Origin of the sequence: Herminiimonas sp. CN (assembly GCF_000622895.1) — a bacterium.
GTDB lineage: Bacteria > Pseudomonadota > Gammaproteobacteria > Burkholderiales > Burkholderiaceae_D > AVCC01.
In genome coordinates this window covers 1-25,945 of the sequence record NZ_AVCC01000026.1, presented here as the reverse complement: position 1 = coordinate 25,945, position 25,945 = coordinate 1, and the positions used below count along the sequence as shown (strand labels likewise).

The window sequence follows — 25,945 nt, the reverse complement described above, 5'->3', positions numbered from 1 at the left end:
TTTATGGTTCGGGGTGGTAAAAACTAGATGAAAATGCGCAAGCGCTCCGGATCCAGGTCCAGCGCCACTTGCGTGCCTTCCGTCAATCCGGCCAGCGCCGGGTCGCCGAGAGTCAGCTTGACGAAACAATCGTCCTGATGCGGCAATGCACAGCGTACCCGGACATGGTCGCCGAAATAGATCAGGCCGGCGACGGACACGCGCAGCGCGTTCGGCGCCCCCGCGTCCAGCGGCGCCAGGCGGATGCGCTCGGGGCGGATGCAGGCGACCGCCGCCTGCCCCGCCGATGCGGCGTTGGCATTAGTACCGGTGAGTACCGAGCCGTCCACCAGGCGCAGCGTGGCGCGCTCCCCGGATACGGATTCGACGCTGCCGGCAAAGCGGTTGTTGTCACCGATGAAGCCGGCCACGAACTGGTTTTCAGGATACTCGTACAGGCGATCGACCACCGCCAGTTGCTGGATGATGCCCTGATCGAATACCGCGACCCGGTCCGACATCGTCAGCGCTTCGCTTTGATCATGGGTAACATAGACGAAAGTGACGCCGAGCCGCTGGTGCAAGGCTTTGAGTTCCAGCTGCATGTGTTCGCGCAACTGCTTGTCGAGCGCGCCCAGCGGCTCGTCCATCAGCACCAGCTTGGGATCGAACACCAGCGCGCGCGCCAACGCGATGCGCTGCTGCTGGCCGCCGGACAGCTGGGCCGGATAGCGTTCGGCAAACTTGCCCATCTGCACCATGTCGAGCGCCTTCTTGACCTTCTCGGCGCGCTCGCCGGCAGCCAGGCCGCGCACCTGCAGCGGGTACGCGACGTTCTGGCCCACCGTCATGTGCGGGAACAGCGCGTAGTTCTGGAACACCATGCCGATGTTGCGCTTGTGCGGCGGCACCTTGTTGAGCAATTGCCCATCAAGACGGATTTCGCCGCCGGTAGGAAATTCGAAACCGGCCAGCATCATCAGGCAGGTGGTCTTGCCGGAGCCGGACGGCCCCAGCAGGGTCAGAAACTCGCCCCGTTCGATATCCAGGTTCAGATTTTTAACGACCAGATTTTCGCCATCGTAAGTCTTCTTGACGCCGTTAAATGCGACCAGCGTGTCGCGCGTTGCATGCACTGCGGTATTTGCCTGATTCAAAATTGTGTCTCCATGACGCCAGAAATCTGCCGAACCTTATTCATCCATCAAAAAAACTGCTGCCGCCCTTTAATCGGGGCGACGCATCAATCTTACTGCAGCACCGGAATGCTGGATGCCGCTTCAAAATTCCTCATCCGGCCCGGACATTGGCTGCCGATACTACGTTTTTTACCACTGTGCCGTCTTGAGTTGCGACAAACCTGCTGATGTCAGAACGGGCGTTGTGCCCGGAAGCGAATGGGATGTGATCATGTGTGCGGCACGCGGCGCTCCTGACGGATCGCGCGGCGCACTGGCCAGCCAGAACTGTGGCCGCGTGCGGCAAGGCTGGCGTGTGATGCATGGTGCGTCTCCATTGGTTCAGATCAGTCAAGGCCGGCAATGCTGATTGCTCTCATCCTTGCGCGGCAACCGGCCCCGCGCGCGGGGCCGGTTGCCGCGGCGGTTTATGCCTTCATCGCAAGCGCCAATTTCTGCAAGCCTTCTGCAAACACTTCCGGCTGGATCGTCAGCGGCATCAGGAAGCGGATGACGTTGAAATGGATGCCGCAAGTCAGCAGGACCAGGCCTTGCTCGAGCGCCTTGGCCTGCACTTTCTTGGCGAAGTCCGGATTCGGCTGCTTGCTGCCGGGCTGGTTGAATTCGACCGCGACCATCGCGCCCAAGCCGCGCACATCGGCGATTTCCGGCACTTCGGAGCGCAAGCCTTCCAGCGTGCTGCGCAATTGCGCGCCAAGCTCGTTGGCGCGCGCCACCAAGCCTTCTTCCTCAATCACGTCGATCACCGCCAGCGCCGCCGCCACTGCCAGCGGATTGCCGGCGTAGGTACCGCCCAGACCGCCCGGATTGGCTGCATCCATGATTTCGGCGCGGCCGGTCAGGGCCGACAGCGGGAAGCCGCCAGCCAGGCTCTTGGCCATCATCATCATGTCCGGCACCACATCGTAATGCTCAATGGCAAACATCTTGCCGGTGCGGGCAAAGCCGCTCTGTACTTCATCGACCACCAGCAGAATGCCGTGCAAATCGCAAATCGCGCGCAGCTGGCGCATGAATTCCGGCGGCGTCGGATAGAAGCCGCCCTCGCCCTGCACCGGCTCGATGATGATCGCGGCAACCCGTTTCGGGTCGATATCGGCCTTGAACAACCGGTCCAGCGCCTGCAGGGAATCGTCCACCGACACGCCATGCAGCGCCACCGGGAACGGCGCGTGATAGACCTCGGACGGGAACGGGCCGAAGCCGGCCTTGTACGGCACCACTTTGCCGGTCAGCGCCATGCCCATCATGGTGCGGCCGTGGAATGCGCCGGAGAAGGCGATGATGCCGCTGCGGCCGGTGGCGACGCGGGCAATCTTCACCGCATTTTCGGCCGCCTCGGCGCCGGTCGAAAACAGCGCGGTGCGCTTGGCGTGATTGCCGGGCGTGATCTGGTTGAGCTTTTCCGCCAGCTCGACATAGCCCTGGTACGGGAATACCTGGAAGCAGGTATGGGTAAATTTGTGCAGCTGGGCTTCCACCGCAGCGATGACTTTCGGATGGCAATGGCCGGTGTTGAGCACGCCGATGCCGCCGGTGAAGTCGATATAGCGCTTGCCCTCGACATCCCATACTTCGGAATTCTTGGCATGATCGGCATAGATCTGGGTCATTACGCCGACGCCGCGCACGGTGGCGGCTTCTTTGCGCTTCTGCAGGGCTTGGTTGCTCAATTCCATGATATCTCCAGTAATGTTGTAGTTGCAGCGCAATTCGCCGGCATCGCCAGCGCCCGCCACAGGCGTTTCTGACAAGTAAATATACTGTGTGCTGTATTTTTCAGTACCGCACGCAAATTATGTGGGAGGCATGGTGTTTATAAACATACTCCATCGCATCGCTGAATCATCAGGGGAGGCGGCGGGCTGAATGCCGATATCGCATCGATTCCACTTGTAATTGCGTGGGATCATATTAATAGGATTCTGGCGTTATACTTCAGAGCCAGTTTGGATTATTTGATGGAGCCACTTTGCGAATCGCCTCGTTACCGGATTTTGTATTGCAGCGCATCGACCGCGCCATCGGCGGGCCGGTCAACCGCCAGATTTACCAAGTGCTGCGCGCAGCAATCCTGTCGCACCAGTTGCCGACCGGGCTGCAACTGCCGTCCTCGCGCGAACTGGCGCGCGAACTGGCAATGTCGCGCAATACCGTCACCCATGCTTATGAACAACTGATCGCCGAGGGCTATCTGGAAACGCGCGCCGGCGCCGGCACCTTCATCGCCGATACGGTGCCGGATCAGATTGTCGATGCCCTCACCAGCAGCCGCAACGACAACGAGCAGGCCGGCCATGTCGGCTTGTCTGTGCGCGGCGCGCACCTGATCCGGCGCGCCGGCGTCAGTCCGCTGCAGTGGGGCGCGTTCATGCCGGGGGTGCCGGATGTCACGCAATTTCCGAATAAAGTGTGGAGCCGCTTGCAGAACAAGCACTGGCGCCGTTCGCGCGCCGAGTTGCTGACCTACGACCAGGGCGGCGGCTACCTGCCGTTGCGGGAAGCGATTGCCGAATACCTGCGGGTAGCGCGCTCGGTCAATTGCCGCACCGGCCAGATCATCATTACCACCGGCATCCACCAGTCGATCGATCTGGCCGCCAAGCTGCTGGGCGAGCACGGCGACCGCGCCTGGGTCGAAGAACCGTGCTACTGGGGCACCCGCAGCGTCTGCCAGTCGCTCGGCATCGAGCCGGTGCCGATTCCGGTCGACGCCGAGGGCATGCAAGTGCCTCAGTCCGATGGCTTGCATCCGGCGCAGCCGCCGCGCTTCATCTTTGTGACGCCATCGCATCAATACCCGCTGGGCACCGTGATGAGCCTGTCGCGCCGGCGCCTGCTGCTGGAATATGCGGCCGCCCATAAGGCGTGGATCATGGAAGACGATTACGACAGCGAATTCCGCTACGGCAGCCGGCCGCTGGCGTCATTGCAGGGACTCGATACCCACGATCGCGTGCTGTACATGGGCACCTTCAGCAAGACCACCTTTCCCGGCTTGCGCATCGGGTTCCTGGTGGTGCCGGAAACCTTGTCGGAAGCCTTCGTCACCGGCCACTCCGAGCTGTACCGCGGCGGCCAGGTGTTCATGCAGGCAATTCTGGCCGATTTCATGACGCAAGGATATTTTGCCTCGCACATCCGGCGCATGCGGGTGTTGTACGGCGAGCGCCTGCACTTGCTGCAGCAGGCGGTCAAGCATCATTTCGGCGATGCCATCGATTTTTCGGACGGCGATGCCGGACTGCATCTGGCGCTGCATCTGCCGCCCGGCTGCGACGACCTGACCATCTGCAGTGAAGCGCGCGCAGCCGGCATCATTACCCGGCCGTTGTCGGGCTACTACATGCAGGCTGCCAACGCGCGGCGCGGCCTGATGCTGGGCTATGCCTGCGTCCCCAACGAACAGATCGCGCCGGCCTTCGACAAGCTGGCCGGCATCATCAAAAAACACTGGCCGGCGTAACGCCGGTTCACCAGCACCAGGATCTTAATCATCAGAGCCGTCAGGTACGGTGTCCGGCCACCTTTGGCACGCGACGGACGTGGCGATGCGGTATCGGTGCCTGCGGCTAACGCGATGAAGTCAACATGTTCGGACAGGCCCATCAGCGGGCCGCCCATCTTTGCACGTCGATTGCCACGTTCTTCTTCAGCAAACAAGCTGGGCTTGGGCATCATCATCGGTCGCTACGCAAGTTCTGGATTCAGAATTTTACTTACCCAGCCAAATTAATAATAGGGTAGGTTTTAAGAGGTGGCCTTAAGGCTTGGCAAACTTCAGGACAAACTCATCCTTGGGTTGCGGTGGTTCTGGCGTATTCTTGTCGCGGGGGTCTGACGGATTGCGCAGAAAATTCCCTTGGCCCACCAGTTTAAATCCAGCCGATTCCACTTCCTGGCGAAGGAAGCCTTCTTCAATGCGATGCAATGTGCCCGACTCCGAAATTCCAGTACCGGGTCGACCCGAGTGATCGGCTATGACATACATGCCTCCCCCCTTAAGTGCAGCGAAGACAGCCCTGTTCATGCGTGCACGATCCACACCCATGTGGCCGAGATCGTGATAATTGAACATTAACGTCACGAGATCCAGCCCATTTGATGCAACTTCCGGGGGAATAGGGTCTTCAAATTTCCGCACGACCGGAATGATATTTGCCACCACCGGATTCTTGGCGCGTTCAGCCAGGGCCTGCGGTGAGGTCAGGCGGACGGCCGGCGGCGGCGCATTCGACGCGATCTGCGTGCTGGGTGCAGTTGTAGCAGAAGCCCCCTCCGGCGCCACAGGCTGTCGCGCAGAGCTGTCCGGACCGCGTGGCGCACTTTGCCCGTACACCCGCCCGGTGGGTCCAACCGCACGGGCCAGTAGTTCGGTCGTGTAGCCACCACTAGCACTCAGATCCAACGCAACCATGCCTGGGTGCACCCCGATGAATGCAAGCATTTGATCCGGTTTGCGGCGCATGTCATTGGTTCGATCAGCCGCGCTACGATCCGGGCTGGCGATGATCTTGGCAATGCGCTCCTTGGTGAGCACGGACGTGTCCGATGACGCCGACCTAGTCGTTGTCATATCCGCGCAAGCGCTCAGCGCGAACATTGCCGACACAAGCAGCGCGATTGAAAGATTTACGTTTGAATTGATTCGGCAAGTAATAAATTTTAAGGTCATTTCGCTCTCCATTCTTGCAGTAATCAAGTGTAGCGCATCGTTCCAGCCCGCTCATCAAGAAACGATTTCTGATGGCTACGGGCTGTATTCGACCCTTTGCAGTCCTTCAGCACGGCCATATGTGGGCGACGCTATCCACTTCCTCATGAAACTTGGCCGGCGCTGGGCCAATGCTCATAATTTCCGTCGGCGCCCCGACGGCCGCAGTTTCGCCGGGGTTTCTACCAGAGACAGACGTGCATGCGTATCGTGTGTAATTTTGGACACCTTGCCGACCAATTGAATGCCAAGCATTGCACTGCATAACCGCCCAACTCAAACGTTTCATTTATGGAACGATCTCGCCGGGATGGAAGCCGTCCTCACGAGCGCGTACCGCTCGCTCGAACCGCTCATTCAAACGACAGGGACGCGAAATTGTCGACCTCGGTTTGTGTTAATACTGTATCTCTTCGCAAGATTCCCGGCCGTTTGCGGCATCGTGACTCCTGGCGCGGGGTCGATCAGCGCATCCCGCATAAAGTCCTTGAAATCGACCGACGCCCCCAGCCTGAAGCCGGTGCGATGTAAAAAGGCTGCGATCGGGTTGCGTGAGGATCTTGATGTGCCGAACGAACCACGTTCAATTCTGATCGTTGCCATGACACCCCGTGCAACAGTTACTTCTTGTCGCCCTTAGCCGCATCCTGGATGCTATTGCCGGCTTTTTCGATCTGCTGTCCAGCCTTCTCTACTGCCTTGTCGGCTTCCTTGCCAGCATGCTCGGCCGGACCTTCCGGCTTCTGACAGCCGGATAGCGCTACCAGCACCACACTCATGGTCAAGATTCCGCTAATGATTTTGCTGAGTTTCATCATTTGTAGCTCCTCGTGGCCCCTTCACCCAAAAGCTGCAGTGAGCGATACGATCAATATAGCTTTTGGGATCACGGTCTTGATAAAAAGCGCCCGCGATGCACGGGCCGGCTATCTCATGCACATTGCACGTCTGTCATCATTTTGGTTTATTGACCTCGTGCCCGATGACGCCGCCGACGGCTGCGCCGCCAATAGTTCCGGCCGTGCTGCCGCCAGTAAGAATCGCGCCTCCGACGGCGCCGGCACCTGCGCCGATAGCCGTATTCCTACCCTGCGTTGACATCCCAGAACAACCAGCCAAGCCAACGAACATTGCTACGGCAATTGCACTGAACACGAATCGCTTCATCGCTTTCATGAAACCACCTCCTTCTCGAACATTATGCTTCCGATGCTTCGTACCGTACCGGCAAGTGCGGCTTACAAACTACCAAAATGCGCCTTCGCTCAATCCTGGCAATAATCCTTTGCACCGCCCGCGTACATCCTGCATTTTCCCTGGTTTAGTCGCATTAACTATTGTTGCCCTCTCGACCTACGATATGCGGATCAGTTATTGTCGATTGGATTGATATAACCAATTGTAGTCAATCTTGAATTTAATGCGACACATTACTGCCTAAAACCAAGGCCGGGCATAAAAATACGTAACAAGTTGATTTTTATGAAATTTTTAATAAAAAGCATCGATTTGCACATGCGCAAGGCGTGCCTTCTTGATATGGGCTAGCCATAAAATTCAATCTGGATTGACGCGCATCAAAAGCGATTGCCGAAGCGCGCACAGACTTATCCGAGCAGTTTGTCAATGCCGGTTGGATTGGATTGCGTTACTCAAAGGAGATTGAAATGAATTGGGATCTTATCGAAGGAAACTGGAAGCAATTCAAGGGCAAGATCAAGGAGCAGTGGGGCAAACTCACCGATGACCACATCGATCGGATCGAAGGCAAACGCGATCAGCTCGCTGGAAAAATCCAGGAAACCTATGGCATCGGCAAGGATGAGGCTGAAAAGCAGATCAAGGATTTCGAAGAGCGCAACAAGGATTATCGGCCATGAGTTTTTGTTGACGACAACGCAGTGCAATACGGGGCGGGTGTTTTGATAACCCGTTCAAGTGACCATCAAAACTCAGAGGAATAAAAATGAAAAAAATACTCGCAAACCTTTTACTCGGCGCGATCGCTTTCGGTTTTGTCACAGTGGCCTGCGCCGCGACCAATGAAGCGAAAGCTGCCTATAAGGCGGCCAAGAACAGCGCCACCGCAACCTACAAGGAGGCGCGCGCCAAATGCGATGCCTTGAGCGGAAATCCGAAGGATGTCTGCATCGAAGAAGCCAAGGCAGCTGAAAAACGTAGCAAGGCGGAAGCGGAAGCCAAGTATAAAAATACCCCCAAAGAACATATGAAGGCGCGCATTGCCGCGGCCGATGGAGACTATGCGGTGGCCAAGCAGAAATGCAACGCCCAAACCGGGAACGCCAAAGACGTCTGCATGGAGGAAGCCAAGGCAGCGCACACCAAGGCAGTCGTCGACGCAAAATCCAGCCAGAAAATCGGCGAAGTGAAATCGGAAGCGAAGGATGACAAGCGCGACGCCGATTACAAAGTAGCGACCGAAAAGTGCGATTCCTTAGCCGGCCCTGCCAAGGATGCGTGCGTCGCGGCGGCCAAGTCGAAGTATGGGAAATGAGTCCGCAGTCAAAATTCTGCTCGCGCGTACCGTTCCATTAGTGCCATGTATTCAGTTAAAAAAGGATGCCGATGGGCTGCTGTCGGCTATCCAATAAATAGAGGAGGCTCACATGCGTATCGGAACCATCCTGCTGATCGTACTGATCCTGATCCTGATCGGCGCGCTACCGAGTTGGCCCCACAGTCAAAGCTGGGGCTATTTTCCGAGCGGGATTATTGGCATTGTGGTCGTGGTTCTGCTCATTCTGCTGCTGCTGGGGCGGCTCTGAAGTCGACAGATGGAACGGCGAACCGGCTTATTGATTTTTGGAGGCCCGGCTGGAATCCAACAGTACAGCGTTGGCACGGGCACTACGAGATTTTTGACCACATCGCGCGGTGGCGCCCCCTTGTCCAGCAATTTTTTTTACCAGATCGATCTTGCTGTTGCTCATCTGCCGCTTGCGTTTGCTCTTGCGGCCGAGATGGCGGATCACTTCCGGCCCAGCACGGCTGCACAAGTACTTGGTCTGGAGCAGTTGGCTGCACACTTGGCTCATGCTCTCTATTCCTTGGTTTTTTGCAGTTTTAGCACACTGCGCCTGGGCGCAGCAGGCATTCAGTACGGAAAAAGCTTCTACGCAGTGGCCAGTGAGTCTGGCGCTTGACGCCAGCCCTTCGTACGCCGAAGGCTCCGAAGAACATCGCAACTACGACCGCCATCAATGGATAACAAATCTGCAAAAAGTGGGGGTTCTTAATCGTTCTCTGCCTACCCCCTACCGTGTTGCCATACCGCTGATGTCATTTGGCGACGCCAATCCCAGGATAATGCTTACTTACGCAAAAAACATGCCCGGCAATATCGGAGGCAGAGGGCTGATGCTATTCATTACGGTCGAAATTCCATAGATCTCAATATTGGGAAAAAATCTTCTCCATGGCGGCCAAGACGGACTGCTTGTTACTTTGCCGTCTTCCACGACCAAGCAGTCAGTATGGATCGAACGCTGCCGCTCGGCGCACCGGCCATTCACACATACTGCCGTGCGTATTTTTAAAACCGCATTAAATATCTGCGGAATACTGCATATTTTTACTTATACTCAGCCTTATTGTGAAATACCGGCCATTATTCAGGCGCTTATTGACGCCTTCCCCCAAGGCAGGAGGGAGGCGGCAATCGGGCTGCGTTACACCAGCCCCTGTTGCCGCAGCGCGGCAATCTCGTCTGCCGGCAACCCGAGCATCTGCTGCAATACCTGGTCGGTATGCTGGCCCAGCATCGGCGGCGCTTGCATGGCGGCAGTCGCGTCGCCGGAAAAGCGCACCGGATGGCGCACTTGCGGCACGCTGCCGGCGCTCGGATGCGGCACATCGACCCGCATTGCGCGCGCCTGCACCTGCGGGTCGGCAAAGACTTGCGCCAGATTGTTGATCGGCCCGCACGGCACGCCGACCGCTTCCAGCGCTTCCGCCAACTCCGGCCCACGCCAGGCTTGCAGCGCTTCCGTGATCAGCGGCACCAGCAGTTCGCGGTGCTTGACGCGTGCCGGATTGCTGGCGAAGCGCGCATCGGCACTCCACTCCGGCTTGCCCAGCACCCGGCAAAAATGGGCGAACTGGCCGTCGTTGCCGATCGCGATGACGATTTGCCCGTCGCCGGTCTCGAACGCCTGATACGGCACGATGTTCGGATGCGCATTGCCCCAGCGTTTGGGCAAGGCGCCACTGACCAGATAATTCATGCCGACATTGGCCAGCATCGCCACCTGCACATCGAGCAGCGCGACGTCGATATGCCGACCTTCGCCGCTGCTGGCGCGATTGGCCAGCGCGGCCAGAATCGCGGTGCTGGCATACATGCCGGTCATCACATCGACCACCGCCACCCCGACTTTTTGCGGGCCGCCGCCGGGCAGATCGTCGCGCTCGCCGGTGATGCTCATCAGGCCGCCGATGCCCTGAATCGCAAAGTCGTAGCCGGGCCGCGCCGCATACGGGCCGGTCTGGCCGAAGCCGGTGATCGAGCAATAAATCAGGCGCGGATTGATTGCCTTCAGCGATGCATAATCCAGCCCGTATTTCTGCAGGCTGCCGACCTTGTAATTCTCGATCAGCACGTCGGCTTGCGCGACCAGTCGGCGCAGCAACGCGGCGCCTTCCGGCTTGGCGAAATCGAGCGTGACCGACTGCTTGCCGCGGTTGGCCGACAGGTAATAAGCCGCTTCGCTGGTCAGGTTGCCGTCTGCATCCTTCGCATACGGCGGCCCCCAGTGGCGAGTATCGTCGCCGACACCCGGTTTTTCGATCTTGATCACGGTCGCGCCATAATCGGCCAGGATTTGCGTGCACCACGGCCCTGCCAGCACACGCGTCAGATCAAGCACCTTGATGTCGGGAAGCAAGCTCATAGATTACCCGCCGTCCTCAGGAGAAGGCCTGGATACCGGTAATGGCGCGACCCAGAATCAGCGCATGGATGTCATGCGTGCCTTCGTAGGTATTCACCACTTCCAGATTCACCATGTGACGGATGATGCCGTACTCGTCGGAGATGCCGTTACCGCCCAGCATGTCGCGCGCAACGCGGGCGATATCGAGCGACTTGCCGCAGGAATTGCGCTTCATGATCGAGGTGATCTCGACTGCCGCGGTGCCGGCGTCCTTCATCCGGCCCAGTTGCAGGCAGCCCTGCAGGCCGAGCGAAATTTCGGTCAGCATGTCGGCCAGCTTCTTCTGGATCAATTGATTGGCGGCCAGCGGACGACCGAACTGATTGCGGTCCAGCACATATTGGCGAGCGCGATGGAAGCAATCCTCGGCCGCGCCCAAGGCACCCCAGGCGATACCGTAACGTGCCGAATTCAGGCAGGTGAACGGACCTTTCAGGCCGCGCACATCCGGGAACGCGTTTTCTTCCGGGCAGAACACGCCGTCCATCACGATTTCGCCGGTGATCGAGGCGCGCAGGCCGAATTTGCCGTGGATTGCAGGGGCAGTCAGGCCTTTCATGCCTTTTTCCAGCACGAAACCGCGAATCGCGCCTTCGTCGTCCTTGGCCCAGACCACGAACACGTCGGCGATCGGCGAGTTGGAGATCCACATCTTGCTGCCCGACAGGCTGTAGCCGCCCGCCACTTTCTTGGCGCGGGTGATCATCGAGCCGGGGTCGGAACCGTGGTTCGGCTCGGTCAGGCCGAAGCAGCCGATCAATTCGCCGGTGGCCAATTTTGGCAGGTATTTCTGTTTTTGTGCTTCGGTGCCGAATTCATAGATCGGCACCATCACCAGCGAGGATTGCACGCTCATCATCGAGCGGTAGCCGGAATCGACCCGCTCCACTTCGCGCGAGATCAGGCCATAACTGACGTAATTCAGGCCGGGGCCGCCGTATTGTTCCGGAATGGTCGGCCCCAGCAGGCCGAGTTCGCCCATTTCGCGGAAGATCGCCGGATCGGTGGTTTCGTTGCGAAACGCTTCCTGCACGCGCGGCAGCAGCTTGTCCTGGCTGTAGGCGTGGGCGGCGTCGCGCACCATGCGCTCTTCATCGCTCAGCTGCTGATCCAGCAACAGCGGATCGTCCCAATGAAATTGTGTTTTTTGACCCATTTCGTTCTCCTGGTGAATTTATAATAGCGCAGGCTTCCTCGCCCACCGCTGCAAGCACAACACATAATGACCTGCCGGCCAATGTACGAGAATGACGGGCGCTGCGCAAACGCGTAATATGCATCAGCTTGTGCGTTTTACGCACGCGTCGGACATTTCTCTCTTTACAATGGCATTCAACATGCGCAGAAAGATTCCCAATACCAAAGCCCTGACGGCATTCGAATCCGCCGCCAGGCACCAGAGCTTCACCCAGGCGGCGCTGGAGCTAAGCCAGACCCAGAGCGCAATCTGCCGTCAGATTGCCGGCCTGGAGGAGTTTTTGGGCGTGCCCCTGTTCCACCGCAGCAAGCGCGGCGTGACGCTGACCGAAGCCGGCACCACCTACGGCCGGCAGGTAGCGCTGCGGCTCGATGCGCTGGAGCGCGACACGCTGGAACTGATGGCGCGGCGCGGGCTGGGCGGCAATCTGGAGCTGGCCGTGGTGCCGACCTTTGCCGCCAGGTGGCTGCTGCCCAGACTGGCCGGTTTCCATCAGGCCAACCCGGACATTTCGATCAACCTGACCACCAGCACCCGCCCGTTCCTGTTCAACGACACCGGCTTCGATGCGGCGATCCATTGCGGCGACGCCAACTGGCCGGGGACTGAAGCGTGTTTCCTGATGCAGGAGGATATCGTGCCGGTGTGCAGCCCGGACCTGATCGCGCCGCGCAAGAAGCTGACTCCGGAACAGGTGCAGGAATACCCGTTACTGCAGCAAACCACCCGCCCGTATGTCTGGCATGCCTGGTTCGAATCGTTCGGCCTGCAGGTCGAGCACGACATGACCGGGCCGCGCTACGAACTGTTTTCGATGCTCACACAGGCCGCCATGCACGGCATGGGGATCGCGCTGATCCCGCGCTTTCTGATCGAATATGAATTGCAAAGCGGGCAATTGATGATTGCTGCCGATCATTACTTCGTCAACAACAAATCGTATTATCTGGTCTATCCCGAAAAGAAGGCTGAAAGCGCAGTCCTGCAGCATTTTCGCGACTGGCTTGCCAATGAGGCGAAATCCTATCGTCAGAGCATTGGCCAGAATTGATACGGAATACGGCGATGCGCCGCCGCCAACGGTTATCCGCGGCGCTGCAGCAAACGCTCTTCCTTCAGCATCCTGGTCCGGATCCGATTGCGCTTGAGCGGGGACAGGTATTCGACAAACACCTTGCCCCTGAGATGATCGATCTCGTGCTGGATGCAGACCGCCAGCAAGCCGTCGGCGCTGACTTCAAACGGCGTGCCGTCGGCATCCAGCGCCCGCACCTTGACCTGCGCCGGCCGCTCGACGCCATCGTAGACCCCGGGGACCGACAGGCAGCCTTCGTCGTAGACCTTGGTCTCGCTGCTGACCCAGAGGATTTCCGGATTGATGAAGACCCGCAAGTCGTCTTGCGCGTCGGAGGTATCGATCACCACCAGCTGCTGATGGACATCGACTTGCGATGCGGCCAGGCCGACGCCCGGAGCTTCGTACATGGTGTCTGCCATGTCCTTGATCAGCTTTTTCAGGCGCGCATCGAAGACGGTCACCGGCTTGGCGATCTTGTGCAGGCGCGGATCGGGATAACGCAGAATATTTAATAGTGGCATACAACTTTTACACAACAGCAGCACAGTGCCGAAAAGGGGTTTCTCTTGCTAGTTCAAGGATTTATGGGCAGAATTTGATTCAATTTTGCAAGTATTGCCGCACGTCCACTTGTTTGCGCACACCACATTTGTGGCTTTGTGTATACGAATACAACAGGCCACACTGATTGGATAACAGCATGAAAAAGTTTAGCACAATCGCCCTGAAATTGACCGCGGCGCCCGCCTTCGCTGCGCTGGCTTTACTGGCCGGGTCCAATGTACAGGCCGCCTCGTGCGAATTCCTGCCGAATGCTCCGGATCAACATGCGGTGGTGCGCGGCGACACCCTGTGGGGCATTTCCGGAAAATTTCTGCAGCATCCGTGGTGCTGGCCGCAAGTCTGGGGCCTGAACCGCGACCAGATCCACGATCCGCACTGGATTTATCCGGGCCAGGTCGTGTATTTCGACCGCGCCGCCGGCCGCCTGCGGCTGGGCACGCCCACTGCCATGGGCGGCTCGCCGAACGTGCGCCTGCTGCCCGGAATCCGCACCGAAGCTCTGGGCGTGGCTGCGGTGCCGGCGATTGCCGCCAGCGCGATCGAACCGTTCCTGTCGCAGCCGCTGGTAATCGAAGAAAAGCAGCTCAACGATACGCCGCGCATTGTCGCAACCCAGGAAGGCCGCGTGTTCCTCGGCAAAAACGACAAGGCGTATGTCCGGGGCGCACTGCAGGGCGGCACCTCGTTCCAGGCATTTCGCCCGGGCAAGCCGCTGGCCGACCCGGAAACCAAAGCGGTCATCGGTTATGAGGCGGTCTATCTCGGCACCCTCAAGCTGCAGCGCGCAGCCGCTGCGGAAAATGAAGCGCACACTTTTTCGGTAGTTACGTCCAAGGAAGAAATAGGCGTAGGCGACCGCCTGCTGCCGGTACCGCCCACCCCGATCATGAATTACATGCCGCATCCGCCGGACGCCCCGGTCGCGGCGCGCATCGTGGCCATCTACGGCGGCGTCAGCCATGCCGGACAGAATCAGGTGGTGTCGATCAATCGCGGCCGGAACGATGGCATCGACATCGGCACCGTGCTTGAATTGTCGCGCCACGGCCAGCTGATCAACGATCCGGCCGATAAAGGCAGGGCCATCAAGCTGCCTGACGAGCAGTACGGCACGCTGTTCATTTTTCGCGTCTTTGACAGAATCGCTTACGGCCTGATCATGCAGGTCGCCGACTCGGTTCAGGTCGGCGATGTGGCCAGGTCGCCCGAGTAAGCGGCGGCGCTTTCGCCATGACGGGCGCCGCACACTCCGAGGAACTGGCGCTATGGCTGCGGCTGGAACAGACGCCCGGCGTCGGCCCCGAGACTGCGCGCAAGCTGCTGGCGGCCTTCGGCCTGCCGGAGCACATTTTTTCGAGCAGCTTTGCCGCATTGCATCAGGTGGTGTCGCAGCGCGTCGCCCATGCGCTGCTGGCCGCGCCGTCCGATGCCACCAAAGCCCTGATCGACAAGACGCTGGACTGGTGCGCACAGGCCGGCAACCACGTGCTGACGCTGGCAGATGACACTTATCCGGCGGCGCTGCTGGATATCGCCGACCCGCCGCTGATGCTGTACGCGAAAGGGCGGCTGGCGCTGCTGTCGGCTCCGGCGCTGGCAGTGGTCGGCAGCCGCAACGCCACCGCGCAGGGCATCGCCAACGCCGACCAGTTCGCGCAGGCGCTGAGCCAGGCCGGGCTCAGCATCATTTCCGGTCTGGCGCTGGGGATCGATGCTGCCGCCCATCAGGGCGGCCTGCGCGGTGCCGGCTCGACCGTGGCCGTGATCGGCACCGGCGCCGACATCGTCTATCCGGCCCGCAACCGCAGCCTGGCGCACCGGATCGCCGATTGCGGCTGCATCGTCAGCGAGTACCCGCTCGGGATGCCGGCCATCGCCGCCAACTTTCCGCGCCGCAACCGCATCATTTCCGGGCTGGCGCGCGGCGTGCTGGTGATCGAGGCGGCGCTGCAGTCGGGCTCGCTGATCACTGCCCGCATGGCCGCCGAGCAGGGCCGGGACGTATTCGCGATCCCGGGCTCGATCCATTCGCCGCTGTCCAAGGGCTGCCATCTGCTGATCAAGCAAGGTGCCAAGCTGGTCGACTCGGCCCAGGACATACTGGAAGAATTGCGCAATTTCACTCCGGCCCCTGGCACTGCGGCAGGCGCCGCCGGCCCGGCACCGGCCAGCGCCAATCCGAAAGACCCGCTCGCCAGCCGGCTGCTGGCCGCGCTGGGATTCGATCCGGTGCAGATCGATGCGCTGGCGCAGCGCAGCGGCTTCGATATCGCCATGCTCAGCACCCAGCTGCTGACGCTGGAGCTGGACGGGCTGGTGGAACGGCTGCCGGACGGCGCCTACCGGCGGCTGGGCTGACAGCAGCAGGCGCAGGTATACTCCTGCCATGCACGCCAATTCCTCCCCCATTTCCAGCGGCCAGAGCGGTATTCACGAACATTTGGCGGCGATCGTCGCCAGACACGCTGCCAGCACCTTCCAAAAACCGATTACCGCCTATAACCGCCAGGCTTTTGAAGCCAGCATGGCCGCCTGGCGCAATGCTGCCGGCGGCGATACCGGTTCGATGCCGCTGATCCTCGATACCGGCTGCGGTGTCGGGCTCTCGACCCGGCACCTGGCGACGCAATTTCCCGACCATTTCGTGCTCGGCATCGACCAGTCGGCCGACCGGCTGGAACGCAATACGGCGTGGCATGGTGCAGCGCCGCAAAACTTCACGCTGGTACGGGCCGATCTGGTCGATTACTGGCGCTTGCTGTCGGCCGGCGGCATCCGCCCGGCGCGCCAGTATCTGCTGTACCCGAATCCGTGGCCGAAAGCTGCGCATCTGGGCCGCCGCTGGCACGGACACGCAGTGTTTCCGACCATAGTCGCGCTGGGCGGCGTACTGGAATGCCGCAGCAACTGGCGCATCTATGTCGAGGAATTCGCGGCTGCAGTGCAGCAACTGCGCCCGTCGCCGCAACCCGGCGTCGAGCACTACCCGATCGACACCCCGATCACCCCGTTCGAACGCAAATATCTTGCCTCCGGCCACAGCCTGTGGCGCTATCGCGCGCAACTCGCCTGAATCCTGCCGCGATTGCGTGCATCTTTTGATATCACACAAGATCAGGCCGGACACCGGGTTTACCATCAGCGCAGAAGCGGGCGCTGCGGCGCTTCCGTACTGACTTCATACATTGGCCAGTATATTTTATTATCGCAATAAATACATGCTTAAAATGGCACTAAAATTGCCATACCCTGCATTTTTAATGCAACTATCCAGGCTGCGGCAGGGGCTGCACCGGCACACCGGCATTCGCTGGCCGCAGCGCGCCCCAGGCGGCGACATGAAACGAGTCAAGTCGATGGAATACTCATCCGGCCGGCCTGAAACCGGGCCCACAGCGGAAGCCGGCAGCCACCCCGGCCAGCCCCCGAATCTGCCGACTTGCCCGCAATGCGGAACCATCAACCTCGGGCTGCTCCCGACATGCAGCAGTTGCGGCCATGCGCTGCATGCGGAACACGCACTTGGCGGCGCCCCGGACATGATGCCGCCGGGTCGGCAATACAGCCCCTCCAGAGAAGAAAAATGGCAGCGCTGGGGATGGGGCCTGGCACTGCTCATATTCCTGCTGGCGAGTGTCGGCTTGCTGATTTTCTCGCTGCTGCCGTCGCCATTGCCGCCGCCCGATTCCGCCAAAAGCATCCGCGGCCAGGAAGTTCCTTACCGCATGCCGATACCGGCTCCGACCGCAGCCAGCGGGTCGGGAAAAGCGCAAATCCGTGTGCCCGATGCAGCGCCTGCTCCGCCTGTGGCGGCCTCCGAGCCTGCGCAGCCAGGCGCCGAAGCACGGGCAGCGACAGAGGCAAGCGCAGTCGAACCCAGGCCGGCGCCGCCGGCCGCACCGCAACCACGAGAAGCGACGGCACCCGAGAAGGCGCGCTGTTCGGATGCCCGGCAAGCCTTGGCGCTCTGCAGTACCAACTGAACCGGAGGGAACATCATGAAAAAGATCTGCCTGCTCTGCCTGTTTCTCATGCTGCCGGCGCTGGCCTTGGCCCGCGTCGAATACAAGATCGTGACCGCGTCCGAGCGCGGCACCTATATCGAAATCGGCCGCGACCTGGCGAAGTGGGTCGCCGCACCGGCCGGGATCGATCTGCAGGTGCTGCCTTCCAAGGGTTCGGCAGAAAACGTGCAGCGCTTGCGCTACGAGCCGGGCGTGAAGCTGGCGCTGGTGCAGTCCGACGTCTACCAGGCGCTGCTCGACCAGGCCCAGGCCGGGAACAAGCCGGCCGGCCAGATCATCCGGCCTTTGCGCGTGATTCTGCCGCTGTACAACGAGGAAATCTACTTCGTCACGCGGGCCGATTCGCCGCTGAACTTCATCCATGAAATGAAAGACAAGAAAATCAACGTCGGCCCGGTCGGCAGCGGCACCGCACTGTCGGCGACGACGCTGTACCGGCTGATGTACGGCCAGAATTTGCCCGATGGCAATGCGAGCTATCTCTCCAACGAGGAAGCGCTGCTCAAGCTGACCGAGGACAAGTCGATCGATGTCGTGGTGATCGTCGCGGGCCAGCCGGCCAAACTGTTTGCCGACATGAAGCCGGAAGCGCGGCAGTACATCAAGTTGCTGCGCCTGGATGAAAAAGCGCCAGAAATCCAGCGCGCGACCAAGATTTATTTTCCGGCCGTCATACGCAGCGCCAGCTATCCGAACTGGATCAGCCAGGATGTGCCGACGCTGACGGTGAAGGCATTTCTGGTTACTTACGACTACAACCTGAAGATGACGAAAGCGTATCTGCGGCGCTTCGCAGACGCCCTTTGCCTGAATTTCGACAACCTGCAGAACCACGGACACCAGAAATGGAGGCAGGTCGGCATGGCATTGCCGCCGCTCGGCAAGGGATGGACATACTATGCGCCGATGGCGCAGGTGTTGCGCGACTGCGCCGCGCATCGCGTCGCGGCGGGCTTGCCTGCCGCGACCACCCAGCAGGCGAAGAAATGCAGCCAGCAGGAAAAAGTGCTGGGGCTGTGCGGCATCTGAGGCGGCTTTTCGACGTTCATTGCGCCAGGCTGTAAAATGCCGCATCTACCGAATTTCCGGCGAAGACCTTTGTGTCATTCGCCGCCTGATCCAATGCCAACAGCGATGCCTCCGAACAGCGATGCCGAATCCGGCCCATCCAGCGCAAAAACGCTGGGATTCATTACCACCTGCGCGCTGCCGACGCCCTGGGCCACTTTCCTGGTGCACGCCTTCATCGAAGTCGCCACCGGCAAGGAACATCTGGCTCTGACGCTGGGCGAGGTGGCCGGCGAGGCGCCGGTACTGGCGCGAATCCACTCCGAATGCCTAACCGGCGATGCGCTGTTTTCCCTGCGCTGCGATTGCGGCCCGCAACTGGAAGCAGCACTGCAAAAAATTGCCGCCGACAGGACGTGGAGTATTGCTATATTTGCGCCAGGAAGGGCGCGGCATCGGTTTGGTCAACAAGCTGCGCGCCTACCACCTGCAGGATAGCGGCGCCGATACCGTGGAAGCCAACGAACAACTCGGTTTTGCGCCGGATCAGCGCAATTACGACCTGTGCCTGCCGATGTTCCGGCATCTTGGCATCACGTCGCTGCGCCTGATGACCAACAATCCGCGCAAAATCGATGCGGCATTGGGAATGGGCATTGCGGTGACCGAACAGATCCCGCTGATCATCAAGAGAAATCCGTTCAACGAGCGCTACCTGAGCACCAAGGCCGCCAAGCTCGGCCACATGATCAAGCCGTGAGCCACCGCCGCGTGAACGCCTAAAGTCGCGAATTTGCCGCCGCAGCCGCCGGCAGGCGGCCGGGACGGGCCGCGATCAATGCCCCCAGCGACACGCACACCAGCCCGCCGAGCAGCCAGGCCGTCAGCGCCTCGTTGAGCAAGGGTGCGGCAGCCACGCCCGCCAGCACCGGCACCAGCGCAATCAGCGCCCCTACCCGCACCGGGCCAAGGATGGACACCGCCTTCAGGAACAGCAACATGGCCAGGATGGTCGGCCCGATGCCCTGATACAAACCCTGCAGCAGCAGGGTCGACAGCGGCACGGCGGCCAGTTGCTTGGGCAGGAACAGCAGGTAGACCGGCAGGTACAGCAGTGCCGAGCCGAGCGTGACGAAGCGCGTCAGGATCCAGGGGCCGTAGTGCCAGCGTTTCACCAGCACGCTGTAGAGCGCCCACACTATCGAGGCGGCAAAAATCAGCAGGTCGCCGTAGAGCAAGGCAGGCGACCAGCCGCCGCCCAGGTAAGGCACCGCCACGCATGCCACTCCGGCCGCGATCACCAGCAGGCCCCAGCAGCGCGCCGGCGTCAACCGTTCGCCGTGCAGCAAAAAAGCCGCGCCCGCCACCAGGAACGGTTGCATGCCGGGCAGCAGAATGGCCGCATGCGCGGCCGGCGCCAGCTTGAAGCCGGCATACACCAGCACGCAGTAAGCCACGCCGCCCAGCAGCGCCAGCGTCCACAGGCGGCGGTCGCGCCAGGCGCGGTCCGGCATTCCTCTCAGGAAAGGCAACAGCAGCAAGCTGGCTGTGCCCAGGCGCAGGGCCATGACATCGTAAGCGGTCAGTGCGGTTTTGCCGCCCATGCGCGAGATCAGGATGAAGCCGGTCCAGATCGCCACGGTGCCGGCTGCCGCCAGATAGCCCCACAGCTGTTGACGCGATTTTTGTTGGGTATTCATAGAGCGTTCCGGTAGCGTTGGCAGATGCAGGCGATGCAAGACAGCCTCCCAGATTACACGGAGCTATAATTCTCGTAAAATGAATTATAAAGATCATATTCATCTCGAAAAGAGAACCATGGAACTGAGCGATCTGCATATCTTCCGCTGCGTGGTCGAGGAAGGCGGCATCTCCAAGGCCGCGCTGAAGCTGCACCGGGTGCAGTCGAACGTCACCACCCGCATCCGCCAGCTGGAGCAGGAACTCGGCGTCGCGCTGTTCTTGCGCGAAGGCAAACGCCTGCTGCTGACGGCTTCCGGCCGCATCCTGCTGGCATACGCGGAACGCTTGCTGGCGCTGGCCGACGAAGCGCGCGCTGCGCTGGCAGGCGGCACCCCCTGCGGACATCTGCGCCTGGGCTCGATGGAGAGCACCGCAGCGGCACGGCTGCCCGATCTGCTGTCCGCCTTTCACCGCCAGCACCCGGAGGTGCAGCTGGAACTGCGCACCGGCGGCACCGGACGGCTGGTGACTGGGGTGCTGGAAGGGGCGCTCGACTGCGCGCTGGTCAGCGGCCCGGTGGAGGATGTCCGGCTGGAAAACACCGCGGTTTTTTACGAAAAACTGATGGTGGTGGCGCCCGCCGGCCATCCGCCGATCGACTCGGCGCAGGATCTGCAAACGCGCACGCTGCTGACCTTTGAAGCCGACTGCGCCTACCGGCAGCGGCTGGAACACTGGCTGAACTCCGGCCGCGTGGTGGCCGAACGCATCGTCGAACTGGCCTCCTACCACGCGATGATCGGCTGCGCGGCTTCCGGCATGGGCATCGCGCTGGTGCCGCAAAGCCTGCTCGACAAGCTCAACGTCGGCGACACGGTATCGATCCACCCGCTGCCGGATGCGCTGGCGCGCGTGACCACGGTACTGATTCGCCGCCGCGAAAAAATCAGCGGCGCAGTCGCGGCCCTGCTGCGGATACTGTGCGACGGCAGCGGAGAACACGCATGAACCACGGCACCGACCTGGAGACGCTGCTGAGTGCAGTGCGCGCTTGCCGGGCCTGCGCCGCCGAGTTGCCGCTGGGGCCGCGCCCGATAGTGCGCGCCAGCGCAACCGCGCGCATCCTGATCGTCGGCCAGGCACCCGGGCTGCGCGTGCATACCAGCGGCATCCCGTGGGACGATCAGAGCGGCGCGCGCCTGCGCGGCTGGATGGGCGTCGATCAGGAAACGTTCTATGATGCGGCGCGCATCGCCATCATCCCGATGGGCTATTGCTATCCGGGCCGCGGCAAGGGCGGCGATCTGCCGCCGCGGCGCGAATGCGCGCAACTCTGGCTCGACCAATTACTGGCCCGGATGCCGCACATCGCATTGACGCTGCTGATCGGCCAGTATGCGCAGCGCCACTTCCTGGGGCGCCGCCGCAAAGCTTCGCTGACCGCCACCGTCGGCGCCTGGCCGGAATACGCGCCGCACTACATTCCGCTGCCGCATCCATCGCCGCGCAACCAAGCCTGGTTCCAGCGTCATCCGTGGTTCGGGCAGGAAGTGCTTCCAGCCTTGCGCACGCGCATCGCCGCACTGCTGGCGGCCTGAACGCCGCCGCTGCAAAAAGAGTGCGTTAACAGAGTGCGCAGAGTGCGTTAACCCGAAAACTTTGACCCGCCACCGATCCTGTCCTAACCTGCAGGAAAGCGAAAGGCGATTGGAAATCATGGGTGGAAAAATTGCAGCAGCCAATATCCGGCTCAAGCGTGCCTACCAGCCGGCGGCGGCAGACGACGGCCAGCGGATTCTGGTCGACCGCTTGTGGCCGCGCGGCGTCAGGAAAACCGATGCCGCGATCGACCAGTGGGCCAAGGATCTGGCGCCGAGCACCGCGCTGCGGCAATGGTTCGGCCACGATCCGGCCCGCTGGCCGGAATTCTGCCAGCGCTATGCGGCGGAATTGCAGCAGCAGCCGGAGCCGCTGGCGCAATTGCGCGCGCTGGCGCAGCGCCAGCCGGTCACGCTGGTGTTTTCGGCCCATGACGAAGCATATAACAATGCGGTTGCGCTGCGCGATTTCCTGCTCGGCAAAAAATCCGCCCCGGCAGCCTGATCCGGCAGCCGGCGCTATGCGGCGGCGCATGTTACCGTAATCGTCCGCGCTTCTTTTTGGGTTCGACTGCACGCCATGTGCCAGCTTCTCGGGATTCAATAACAAGAATTATATGATGGCATTTGGAGTGATTGGCGATTGAAACCATCACTCCACCGCGTCGCTGACGTACAGAGAAAACTCACCTCCGGCCGGTTTCACCCTCTGTCGACTCCTCTTACTGCCTAACCACCAAGGACGACTCGCGCGTCTTCAGCGCCTGCGAAATCACCCCGACCGTAAAGGTAGGTAGTGCTGATTACCGAAGCTGGCACCGTATCGGCACTGTGTGCCACACCCAGTTATCTGGCTGCTGCTGTTTCGGGCATGGGTGTGTTGCTGCAACCACCTGAAATCGTCGAACCGCATACCGCGTCCGGACAGTTGGCGACCTTGCTACCCGAATACAGCGACAGCGCACCGACGCGGCCCATGCACATGGTTTACGTTCCAGACCGACGGATGACGCCCAAACTGCGAAGTTTCATCGAGTTTGTGATTGCGAACTTCGGGCCGGACGCTCATGGATCAACTGAACGGACAATGCTGAAGTCAGCTTGATTCGTGTCTGCTATGACACTGCGGGCTTGGATAACCGCAGGGAGGTGCTCTGAAAGGAAATCGAGCACACTTCTGACAGAGGGCAGCATGCCTCTGGGAGCGGGATAAGCCAGACAGAGGCGATTGGACAACGCAGACCAGGCAGGCAAGACATGTTCGAGCAGCCCCTTCTTGATACTGACAGCGACAATGGGTTCAGGCAGCAGGGCGATACCTGCTCCGCCGATGGCGGCCTCAAACTGGAGCCGCAGGTCATTTGTTTGCATCCTTGGGAAATGGCTTACCAAGCATGCCTCTCCCGCTTGGTTGGACATCTCCCAACGTACCTTGCCATCACGGACATCGCTTGCCCTGCCCAAGGTGGCAAAGTTGGGAATCTCGTCGGGAGTGGCCGGCCTCCCCGTTTCATTAAGGAATCGTGGCGCAGCAACCAAAATTCTTCTGGCGTTACCCAAGTTGCGGATTACGATACCTGCCATCGCATTAAGTTGAGGACGTGCCAGGAGCGCCAAGTCAAAACGGTCCTCGATCAAATCCACGGCATGGTCAGTGGCTTCGATGTGCAGATTGACCATCGGATGCCTTGCCAGATAGGCAGGCAAGATGGACGCCAGATAGGTCTGAGCGAGTACAGGCGGGCAGGTCATCCTGACGGTGCCGACCGGTTCCTTACGCAGGCTGGCAATACTTTCGTAAGCGGCCTCTGCTTCCTCGACGACAACAAGACAGCATTCATAGAACTGCTCGCCGGCCTCGGTGAGGCCAATGCGTCGAGTTGAACGGTGCAAGAGCCTGACCCCGAGCTGCTTCTCAAGTTCAGCCACCCGCCGGCTGAGGCGAGTCTTCTCAATACCCGTCGCCCGCGCTGCCGCAGTAAATCCCCGGTTCCGCACCACCGTAACGAAATACAACAAGTCATTCAAGTCAGGCAGGGTCATTGGTGCACATTTGCAATAGTTAATGGCAATTACGCCATCTTATCCTCAACTAGAATGAAGAATAAAATAATCGCCTGGCAATTACTGGCAGGAGCGTCGTAAGTAACAACTTATGCGCCACGCTGAATAGATTCCGATCATGAACGAATCGCAAGCCCATCCCGTACTGCTGCTGGTTAGCCGTCGTGCCAAACCCGGCCATGAGGCCGAGTTTGAATGGCTGATGGCAGAGTTTATTACTTCGGCAGAAGCCTTTCCTGGCTGCCTCGGCGCCCAATTGGTACACCCGGGCGACGAGGAGGCTGTTGAAGATACGCTGTACCACGCCTTGATGGCGTTCGAGGACGCCAGCAGCCTTGATGCTTGGCAGAAGTCGGCTGAGCGTGCCGCAGGCCTAGCCAGCATTGCCCCCTATATCGAAGGCCTGGCGGTGGTGCGCGGCATTGCAGGACTAGCGCACTGGTTTCAACCCCAGACCGGCGCTAAACACAGCCAGCCCCCCCGCTGGAAAGTGGCAGTAGTCACTTGGTTGGGGATTTTTCCGACGGTGTATCTGCTCTTTCTGCTGTTAGGCGACGTTCTTGCTCCCTTGTCCCTGCTGGCCCGCATCTTTCTCTTAACGGCGTTAGTCGTGGCCATCATGACCTGGGGTGTTGCGCCGCAACTGACCCGGCTGCTCAAACCCTGGCTTTTTCCTTCAACAACGCCCAAGCCAAAAGGCGCTCCTGTCGAGCCATCGCCTTAACCTCTTTCAATCTTGGGGGCCTTGGGAAGGAAATAGTGACCGATATGGTTCCCGGAATTGCGATGCTGGCGACCGTCGATTCAATGCCTTTGCGCTGCAACAGCGCAGCCGCAATTTCACGACTATCTCATGCCGAGCCAGCTTCACACATCACATCCAGCGTCATGCGCTGCGCGATTTCCTGCTCGGCAAAAAACCCGCCCCGGCGGCCTGATCCGGCAGCCGGCGCTATGCGGCAGCGGCGGCGCATGTTACCGTAATCGTCCGCACTTCTTTTTGGGTTCGACTTCACGCCATGTGCCAGCTTCTCGGAATGAATTGCAACGTTCCCACCGACATCGTGTTCAGCTTCACCGGTTTCGCCACGCGCGGCGGCCGCACCGATGAGCACAAGGATGGCTGGGGCATCGCTTTTTTCGAGGGCAACGGGGTGCGCCATTTCGTCGATCACCAGGCCGCCGTGGCGTCGCCGATCGCCGAACTCATCAAGCGCTATCCGATCAAGTCCAAGGTTGTCATCGCCCATATCCGCAAGGCAACGCATGGCGCGGTGGCGCTGGAAAACTGCCATCCGTTCGTACGCGAGTTGTGGGGCCACTACTGGGTGTTCGCGCACAACGGCGAACTGCAGGATTTCGCACCGAAGCTGAGCGGCGCCTATCACCCGGTCGGCAGCACCGACAGCGAATATGCATTCTGTTTTATCCTGCAGCAATTGCGGCAGCGCTTCGGCCAACAGCGGCCGTCGAACGCCGGATTGAAGATCGCGCTGCAGCAGCTGTGCAGCGAAATTGCCGGCCACGGCACCTTCAACATGATGCTGTCGGACGGCAATGCGCTGTTCGTGCACTGCTCGACCAAGCTGCATTACATCGTGCGGCGCCATCCGTTTGCCACCGCGCAGCTGTCGGACGAAGATGTCAGCGTCGATTTCGCGCAAGTCACGACGCCGCAGGACTGCGTCGCCATTATCGTCACCGAACCGCTGACCGCCAACGAGAACTGGATCCGGCTGGCACCGGGCGAATTGAAAATGTTTGTCGACGGAATGCCGGCATGATCGCCGGGGCAGCTGCGACAGGCTGCTTGCACGTTTATAATACTGCGCCCCTGTATTTTAATGCTTCGCCTATTTTAGTGCGATAAAGCCAAGTATTTC

At 60.3% G+C, this 25,945-nt stretch carries 28 protein-coding genes and 1 pseudogene; 18 read left to right on the top strand and 11 right to left on the bottom strand.

Annotation, left to right across the window (positions count from 1 at the left end; all coding sequences use genetic code 11):
- Positions 1–23 precede the first annotated feature (23 nt).
- On the bottom strand, positions 24–1,136 hold the full coding sequence (locus HMCN_RS0107855; RefSeq protein ID WP_025916863.1) for an ABC transporter ATP-binding protein: 1,113 nt from the start codon (positions 1,134–1,136) through the stop codon (positions 24–26).
- A 449-nt stretch (positions 1,137–1,585) separates the two neighbouring features.
- On the bottom strand, positions 1,586–2,851 hold the full coding sequence (gene gabT, locus HMCN_RS0107850) for a 4-aminobutyrate--2-oxoglutarate transaminase (RefSeq protein ID WP_025916862.1): 1,266 nt from the start codon (positions 2,849–2,851) through the stop codon (positions 1,586–1,588).
- Between the two features lie 299 nt (positions 2,852–3,150).
- Here gabT and HMCN_RS0107845 point away from each other — a divergent pair, with 299 nt between their 5' ends.
- Complete coding sequence (locus HMCN_RS0107845; RefSeq protein WP_025916861.1) at positions 3,151–4,644, top strand: PLP-dependent aminotransferase family protein; 1,494 nt, start codon at positions 3,151–3,153, stop codon at positions 4,642–4,644.
- A 297-nt stretch (positions 4,645–4,941) separates the two neighbouring features.
- Here the strand turns inward: HMCN_RS0107845 and HMCN_RS0107835 are convergent, their stop codons facing one another.
- From HMCN_RS0107835 to HMCN_RS0107825, 3 genes are all read right to left on the bottom strand, one after another.
- Complete coding sequence (locus HMCN_RS0107835; protein WP_155837472.1) at positions 4,942–5,853, bottom strand: class I SAM-dependent methyltransferase; 912 nt, start codon at positions 5,851–5,853, stop codon at positions 4,942–4,944.
- A gap of 659 nt (positions 5,854–6,512) precedes the next feature.
- A complete protein-coding gene (locus HMCN_RS0107830; protein ID WP_202962653.1) occupies positions 6,513–6,707 on the bottom strand; it encodes a hypothetical protein in 195 nt (64 codons plus the stop codon).
- Between the two features lie 139 nt (positions 6,708–6,846).
- Positions 6,847–7,059, bottom strand: coding sequence for a glycine zipper 2TM domain-containing protein (locus HMCN_RS0107825; RefSeq protein ID WP_369792143.1), 213 nt, complete (start codon positions 7,057–7,059; stop codon positions 6,847–6,849).
- Positions 7,060–7,559: 500 nt separating this feature from the next.
- Between HMCN_RS0107825 and HMCN_RS0107820 the strand changes: the two genes are divergently transcribed.
- From HMCN_RS0107820 to HMCN_RS18625, 3 genes are all read left to right on the top strand, one after another.
- Positions 7,560–7,772, top strand: coding sequence for a CsbD family protein (locus HMCN_RS0107820; protein WP_025916856.1), 213 nt, complete (start codon positions 7,560–7,562; stop codon positions 7,770–7,772).
- 86 nt (positions 7,773–7,858) lie between these two features.
- The gene (locus tag HMCN_RS0107815; RefSeq protein ID WP_025916855.1) at positions 7,859–8,407 is read left to right on the top strand and encodes a hypothetical protein; all 549 of its coding nucleotides are present in this window, start codon (positions 7,859–7,861) and stop codon (positions 8,405–8,407) included.
- 112 nt (positions 8,408–8,519) lie between these two features.
- Complete coding sequence (locus HMCN_RS18625) at positions 8,520–8,678, top strand: DUF3309 family protein (RefSeq protein WP_035626282.1); 159 nt, start codon at positions 8,520–8,522, stop codon at positions 8,676–8,678.
- Between the two features lie 27 nt (positions 8,679–8,705).
- On the opposite strand, the gene HMCN_RS18620 is transcribed toward HMCN_RS18625, so the two are convergent.
- Positions 8,706–8,948 carry a hypothetical protein gene (locus HMCN_RS18620; RefSeq protein ID WP_193366400.1) on the bottom strand — a complete coding sequence of 81 codons (243 nt, stop codon included), beginning with the start codon at positions 8,946–8,948 and terminating at the stop codon, positions 8,706–8,708.
- Here HMCN_RS18620 and HMCN_RS18615 point away from each other — a divergent pair.
- Positions 8,947–9,300, top strand: coding sequence for a hypothetical protein (locus HMCN_RS18615; RefSeq protein ID WP_081801447.1), 354 nt, complete (start codon positions 8,947–8,949; stop codon positions 9,298–9,300). The two genes, HMCN_RS18620 and HMCN_RS18615, sit on opposite strands and share 2 nt — an antisense overlap.
- Positions 9,301–9,581: 281 nt before the next feature.
- Here HMCN_RS18615 and HMCN_RS0107800 read toward each other — a convergent pair whose 3' ends face one another.
- Positions 9,582–10,802: a CaiB/BaiF CoA-transferase family protein gene (locus HMCN_RS0107800; RefSeq protein WP_025916853.1), complete on the bottom strand. Its 1,221-nt coding sequence runs from the start codon at positions 10,800–10,802 to the stop codon at positions 9,582–9,584.
- A 16-nt stretch (positions 10,803–10,818) separates the two neighbouring features.
- On the bottom strand, positions 10,819–12,000 hold the full coding sequence (locus HMCN_RS0107795; protein ID WP_025916852.1) for an acyl-CoA dehydrogenase: 1,182 nt from the start codon (positions 11,998–12,000) through the stop codon (positions 10,819–10,821).
- A 181-nt stretch (positions 12,001–12,181) separates the two neighbouring features.
- Between HMCN_RS0107795 and HMCN_RS0107790 the strand changes: the two genes are divergently transcribed.
- Positions 12,182–13,093 carry a LysR family transcriptional regulator gene (locus HMCN_RS0107790; protein WP_025916851.1) on the top strand — a complete coding sequence of 304 codons (912 nt, stop codon included), beginning with the start codon at positions 12,182–12,184 and terminating at the stop codon, positions 13,091–13,093.
- Between the two features lie 32 nt (positions 13,094–13,125).
- Here the strand turns inward: HMCN_RS0107790 and def are convergent, their stop codons facing one another.
- On the bottom strand, positions 13,126–13,641 hold the full coding sequence (gene def, locus HMCN_RS0107785; protein ID WP_025916850.1) for a peptide deformylase: 516 nt from the start codon (positions 13,639–13,641) through the stop codon (positions 13,126–13,128).
- A gap of 179 nt (positions 13,642–13,820) precedes the next feature.
- Here def and HMCN_RS0107780 point away from each other — a divergent pair, with 179 nt between their 5' ends.
- The 6 genes and pseudogenes from HMCN_RS0107780 (at position 13,821) to ribA (ending at position 19,477) form a co-directional block, all read left to right on the top strand.
- Positions 13,821–14,897 carry a LysM peptidoglycan-binding domain-containing protein gene (locus tag HMCN_RS0107780; protein ID WP_025916849.1) on the top strand — a complete coding sequence of 359 codons (1,077 nt, stop codon included), beginning with the start codon at positions 13,821–13,823 and terminating at the stop codon, positions 14,895–14,897.
- Positions 14,898–14,914: 17 nt separating this feature from the next.
- Positions 14,915–16,042: a DNA-processing protein DprA gene (gene dprA / locus HMCN_RS0107775; RefSeq protein WP_025916848.1), complete on the top strand. Its 1,128-nt coding sequence runs from the start codon at positions 14,915–14,917 to the stop codon at positions 16,040–16,042.
- Between the two features lie 28 nt (positions 16,043–16,070).
- Positions 16,071–16,757, top strand: coding sequence for a tRNA (guanosine(46)-N(7))-methyltransferase TrmB (locus HMCN_RS0107770; RefSeq protein WP_025916847.1), 687 nt, complete (start codon positions 16,071–16,073; stop codon positions 16,755–16,757).
- A gap of 265 nt (positions 16,758–17,022) precedes the next feature.
- Positions 17,023–17,667, top strand: coding sequence for a hypothetical protein (locus tag HMCN_RS0107765; RefSeq protein WP_155837470.1), 645 nt, complete (start codon positions 17,023–17,025; stop codon positions 17,665–17,667).
- Positions 17,668–17,682: 15 nt separating this feature from the next.
- Positions 17,683–18,738: a TAXI family TRAP transporter solute-binding subunit gene (locus tag HMCN_RS0107760; RefSeq protein ID WP_025916845.1), complete on the top strand. Its 1,056-nt coding sequence runs from the start codon at positions 17,683–17,685 to the stop codon at positions 18,736–18,738.
- 105 nt (positions 18,739–18,843) lie between these two features.
- Positions 18,844–19,477: pseudogene (ribA, locus tag HMCN_RS17465) on the top strand (GTP cyclohydrolase II).
- A gap of 19 nt (positions 19,478–19,496) precedes the next feature.
- Here ribA and HMCN_RS0107745 read toward each other — a convergent pair.
- Complete coding sequence (locus tag HMCN_RS0107745) at positions 19,497–20,417, bottom strand: DMT family transporter (RefSeq protein ID WP_025916844.1); 921 nt, start codon at positions 20,415–20,417, stop codon at positions 19,497–19,499.
- A 118-nt stretch (positions 20,418–20,535) separates the two neighbouring features.
- On the opposite strand from HMCN_RS0107745, the gene HMCN_RS0107740 reads away from it, so the two are divergent.
- The 4 genes from HMCN_RS0107740 to HMCN_RS18610 all read left to right on the top strand — a co-directional run bounded on the left by HMCN_RS0107740 (position 20,536) and on the right by HMCN_RS18610 (position 23,103).
- Positions 20,536–21,408, top strand: a complete 873-nt coding sequence (locus HMCN_RS0107740; RefSeq protein ID WP_025916843.1) for a LysR family transcriptional regulator — start codon at positions 20,536–20,538, stop codon at positions 21,406–21,408.
- Complete coding sequence (locus HMCN_RS0107735) at positions 21,405–21,998, top strand: uracil-DNA glycosylase family protein (RefSeq protein ID WP_025916842.1); 594 nt, start codon at positions 21,405–21,407, stop codon at positions 21,996–21,998. Before HMCN_RS0107740 ends, HMCN_RS0107735 begins: the two co-directional genes overlap by 4 nt.
- Positions 21,999–22,116: 118 nt before the next feature.
- Positions 22,117–22,503, top strand: a complete 387-nt coding sequence (locus tag HMCN_RS0107730; protein WP_025916841.1) for a DUF488 domain-containing protein — start codon at positions 22,117–22,119, stop codon at positions 22,501–22,503.
- A 291-nt stretch (positions 22,504–22,794) separates the two neighbouring features.
- Positions 22,795–23,103 carry a LysR substrate-binding domain-containing protein gene (locus HMCN_RS18610; protein ID WP_155837468.1) on the top strand — a complete coding sequence of 103 codons (309 nt, stop codon included), beginning with the start codon at positions 22,795–22,797 and terminating at the stop codon, positions 23,101–23,103.
- On the opposite strand, the gene HMCN_RS0107725 is transcribed toward HMCN_RS18610, so the two are convergent.
- On the bottom strand, positions 23,064–24,026 hold the full coding sequence (locus HMCN_RS0107725) for a LysR substrate-binding domain-containing protein (protein ID WP_202962652.1): 963 nt from the start codon (positions 24,024–24,026) through the stop codon (positions 23,064–23,066). The genes HMCN_RS18610 and HMCN_RS0107725 overlap by 40 nt on opposite strands.
- Positions 24,027–24,180: 154 nt before the next feature.
- On the opposite strand from HMCN_RS0107725, the gene HMCN_RS18265 reads away from it, so the two are divergent.
- Entirely contained in the window at positions 24,181–24,786 is a 606-nt protein-coding gene (locus tag HMCN_RS18265; RefSeq protein WP_025916839.1) for an antibiotic biosynthesis monooxygenase, read from the top strand.
- Positions 24,787–25,081: 295 nt separating this feature from the next.
- Positions 25,082–25,846, top strand: coding sequence for a class II glutamine amidotransferase (locus HMCN_RS0107710; protein ID WP_025916838.1), 765 nt, complete (start codon positions 25,082–25,084; stop codon positions 25,844–25,846).
- The last annotated feature ends 99 nt before the right edge of the window (positions 25,847–25,945 follow it).

Bases quoted from the DNA above. Each gene is read 5' to 3' on its own strand.
- def (WP_025916850.1), bottom strand. From the start codon at position 13,641: ATGCCACTATTAAATATTCTGCGTTATCCCGATCCGCGCCTGCACAAG.
- HMCN_RS0107800 (WP_025916853.1), bottom strand. From the start codon at position 10,802: ATGAGCTTGCTTCCCGACATCAAGGTGCTTGATCTGACGCGTGTGCTG.
- HMCN_RS18265 (WP_025916839.1), top strand. From the start codon at position 24,181: ATGAACGAATCGCAAGCCCATCCCGTACTGCTGCTGGTTAGCCGTCGT.
- dprA (WP_025916848.1), top strand. From the start codon at position 14,915: ATGACGGGCGCCGCACACTCCGAGGAACTGGCGCTATGGCTGCGGCTG.
- HMCN_RS0107710 (WP_025916838.1), top strand. From the start codon at position 25,082: ATGTGCCAGCTTCTCGGAATGAATTGCAACGTTCCCACCGACATCGTG.
- HMCN_RS0107815 (WP_025916855.1), top strand. From the start codon at position 7,859: ATGAAAAAAATACTCGCAAACCTTTTACTCGGCGCGATCGCTTTCGGT.
- HMCN_RS0107830 (WP_202962653.1), bottom strand. From the start codon at position 6,707: ATGAAACTCAGCAAAATCATTAGCGGAATCTTGACCATGAGTGTGGTG.
- HMCN_RS0107835 (WP_155837472.1), bottom strand. From the start codon at position 5,853: ATGACCTTAAAATTTATTACTTGCCGAATCAATTCAAACGTAAATCTT.
- HMCN_RS0107760 (WP_025916845.1), top strand. From the start codon at position 17,683: ATGAAAAAGATCTGCCTGCTCTGCCTGTTTCTCATGCTGCCGGCGCTG.
- HMCN_RS0107825 (WP_369792143.1), bottom strand. From the start codon at position 7,059: ATGAAGCGATTCGTGTTCAGTGCAATTGCCGTAGCAATGTTCGTTGGC.
- HMCN_RS0107780 (WP_025916849.1), top strand. From the start codon at position 13,821: ATGAAAAAGTTTAGCACAATCGCCCTGAAATTGACCGCGGCGCCCGCC.
- HMCN_RS0107735 (WP_025916842.1), top strand. From the start codon at position 21,405: ATGAACCACGGCACCGACCTGGAGACGCTGCTGAGTGCAGTGCGCGCT.
- HMCN_RS0107795 (WP_025916852.1), bottom strand. From the start codon at position 12,000: ATGGGTCAAAAAACACAATTTCATTGGGACGATCCGCTGTTGCTGGAT.
- HMCN_RS18620 (WP_193366400.1), bottom strand. From the start codon at position 8,948: ATGAGCCAAGTGTGCAGCCAACTGCTCCAGACCAAGTACTTGTGCAGC.
- HMCN_RS18615 (WP_081801447.1), top strand. From the start codon at position 8,947: ATGCTCTCTATTCCTTGGTTTTTTGCAGTTTTAGCACACTGCGCCTGG.
- HMCN_RS0107740 (WP_025916843.1), top strand. From the start codon at position 20,536: ATGGAACTGAGCGATCTGCATATCTTCCGCTGCGTGGTCGAGGAAGGC.
- HMCN_RS0107765 (WP_155837470.1), top strand. From the start codon at position 17,023: ATGAAACGAGTCAAGTCGATGGAATACTCATCCGGCCGGCCTGAAACC.
- HMCN_RS0107820 (WP_025916856.1), top strand. From the start codon at position 7,560: ATGAATTGGGATCTTATCGAAGGAAACTGGAAGCAATTCAAGGGCAAG.
- HMCN_RS0107730 (WP_025916841.1), top strand. From the start codon at position 22,117: ATGGGTGGAAAAATTGCAGCAGCCAATATCCGGCTCAAGCGTGCCTAC.
- HMCN_RS18625 (WP_035626282.1), top strand. From the start codon at position 8,520: ATGCGTATCGGAACCATCCTGCTGATCGTACTGATCCTGATCCTGATC.
- HMCN_RS0107770 (WP_025916847.1), top strand. From the start codon at position 16,071: ATGCACGCCAATTCCTCCCCCATTTCCAGCGGCCAGAGCGGTATTCAC.
- HMCN_RS0107790 (WP_025916851.1), top strand. From the start codon at position 12,182: ATGCGCAGAAAGATTCCCAATACCAAAGCCCTGACGGCATTCGAATCC.
- HMCN_RS0107745 (WP_025916844.1), bottom strand. From the start codon at position 20,417: ATGAATACCCAACAAAAATCGCGTCAACAGCTGTGGGGCTATCTGGCG.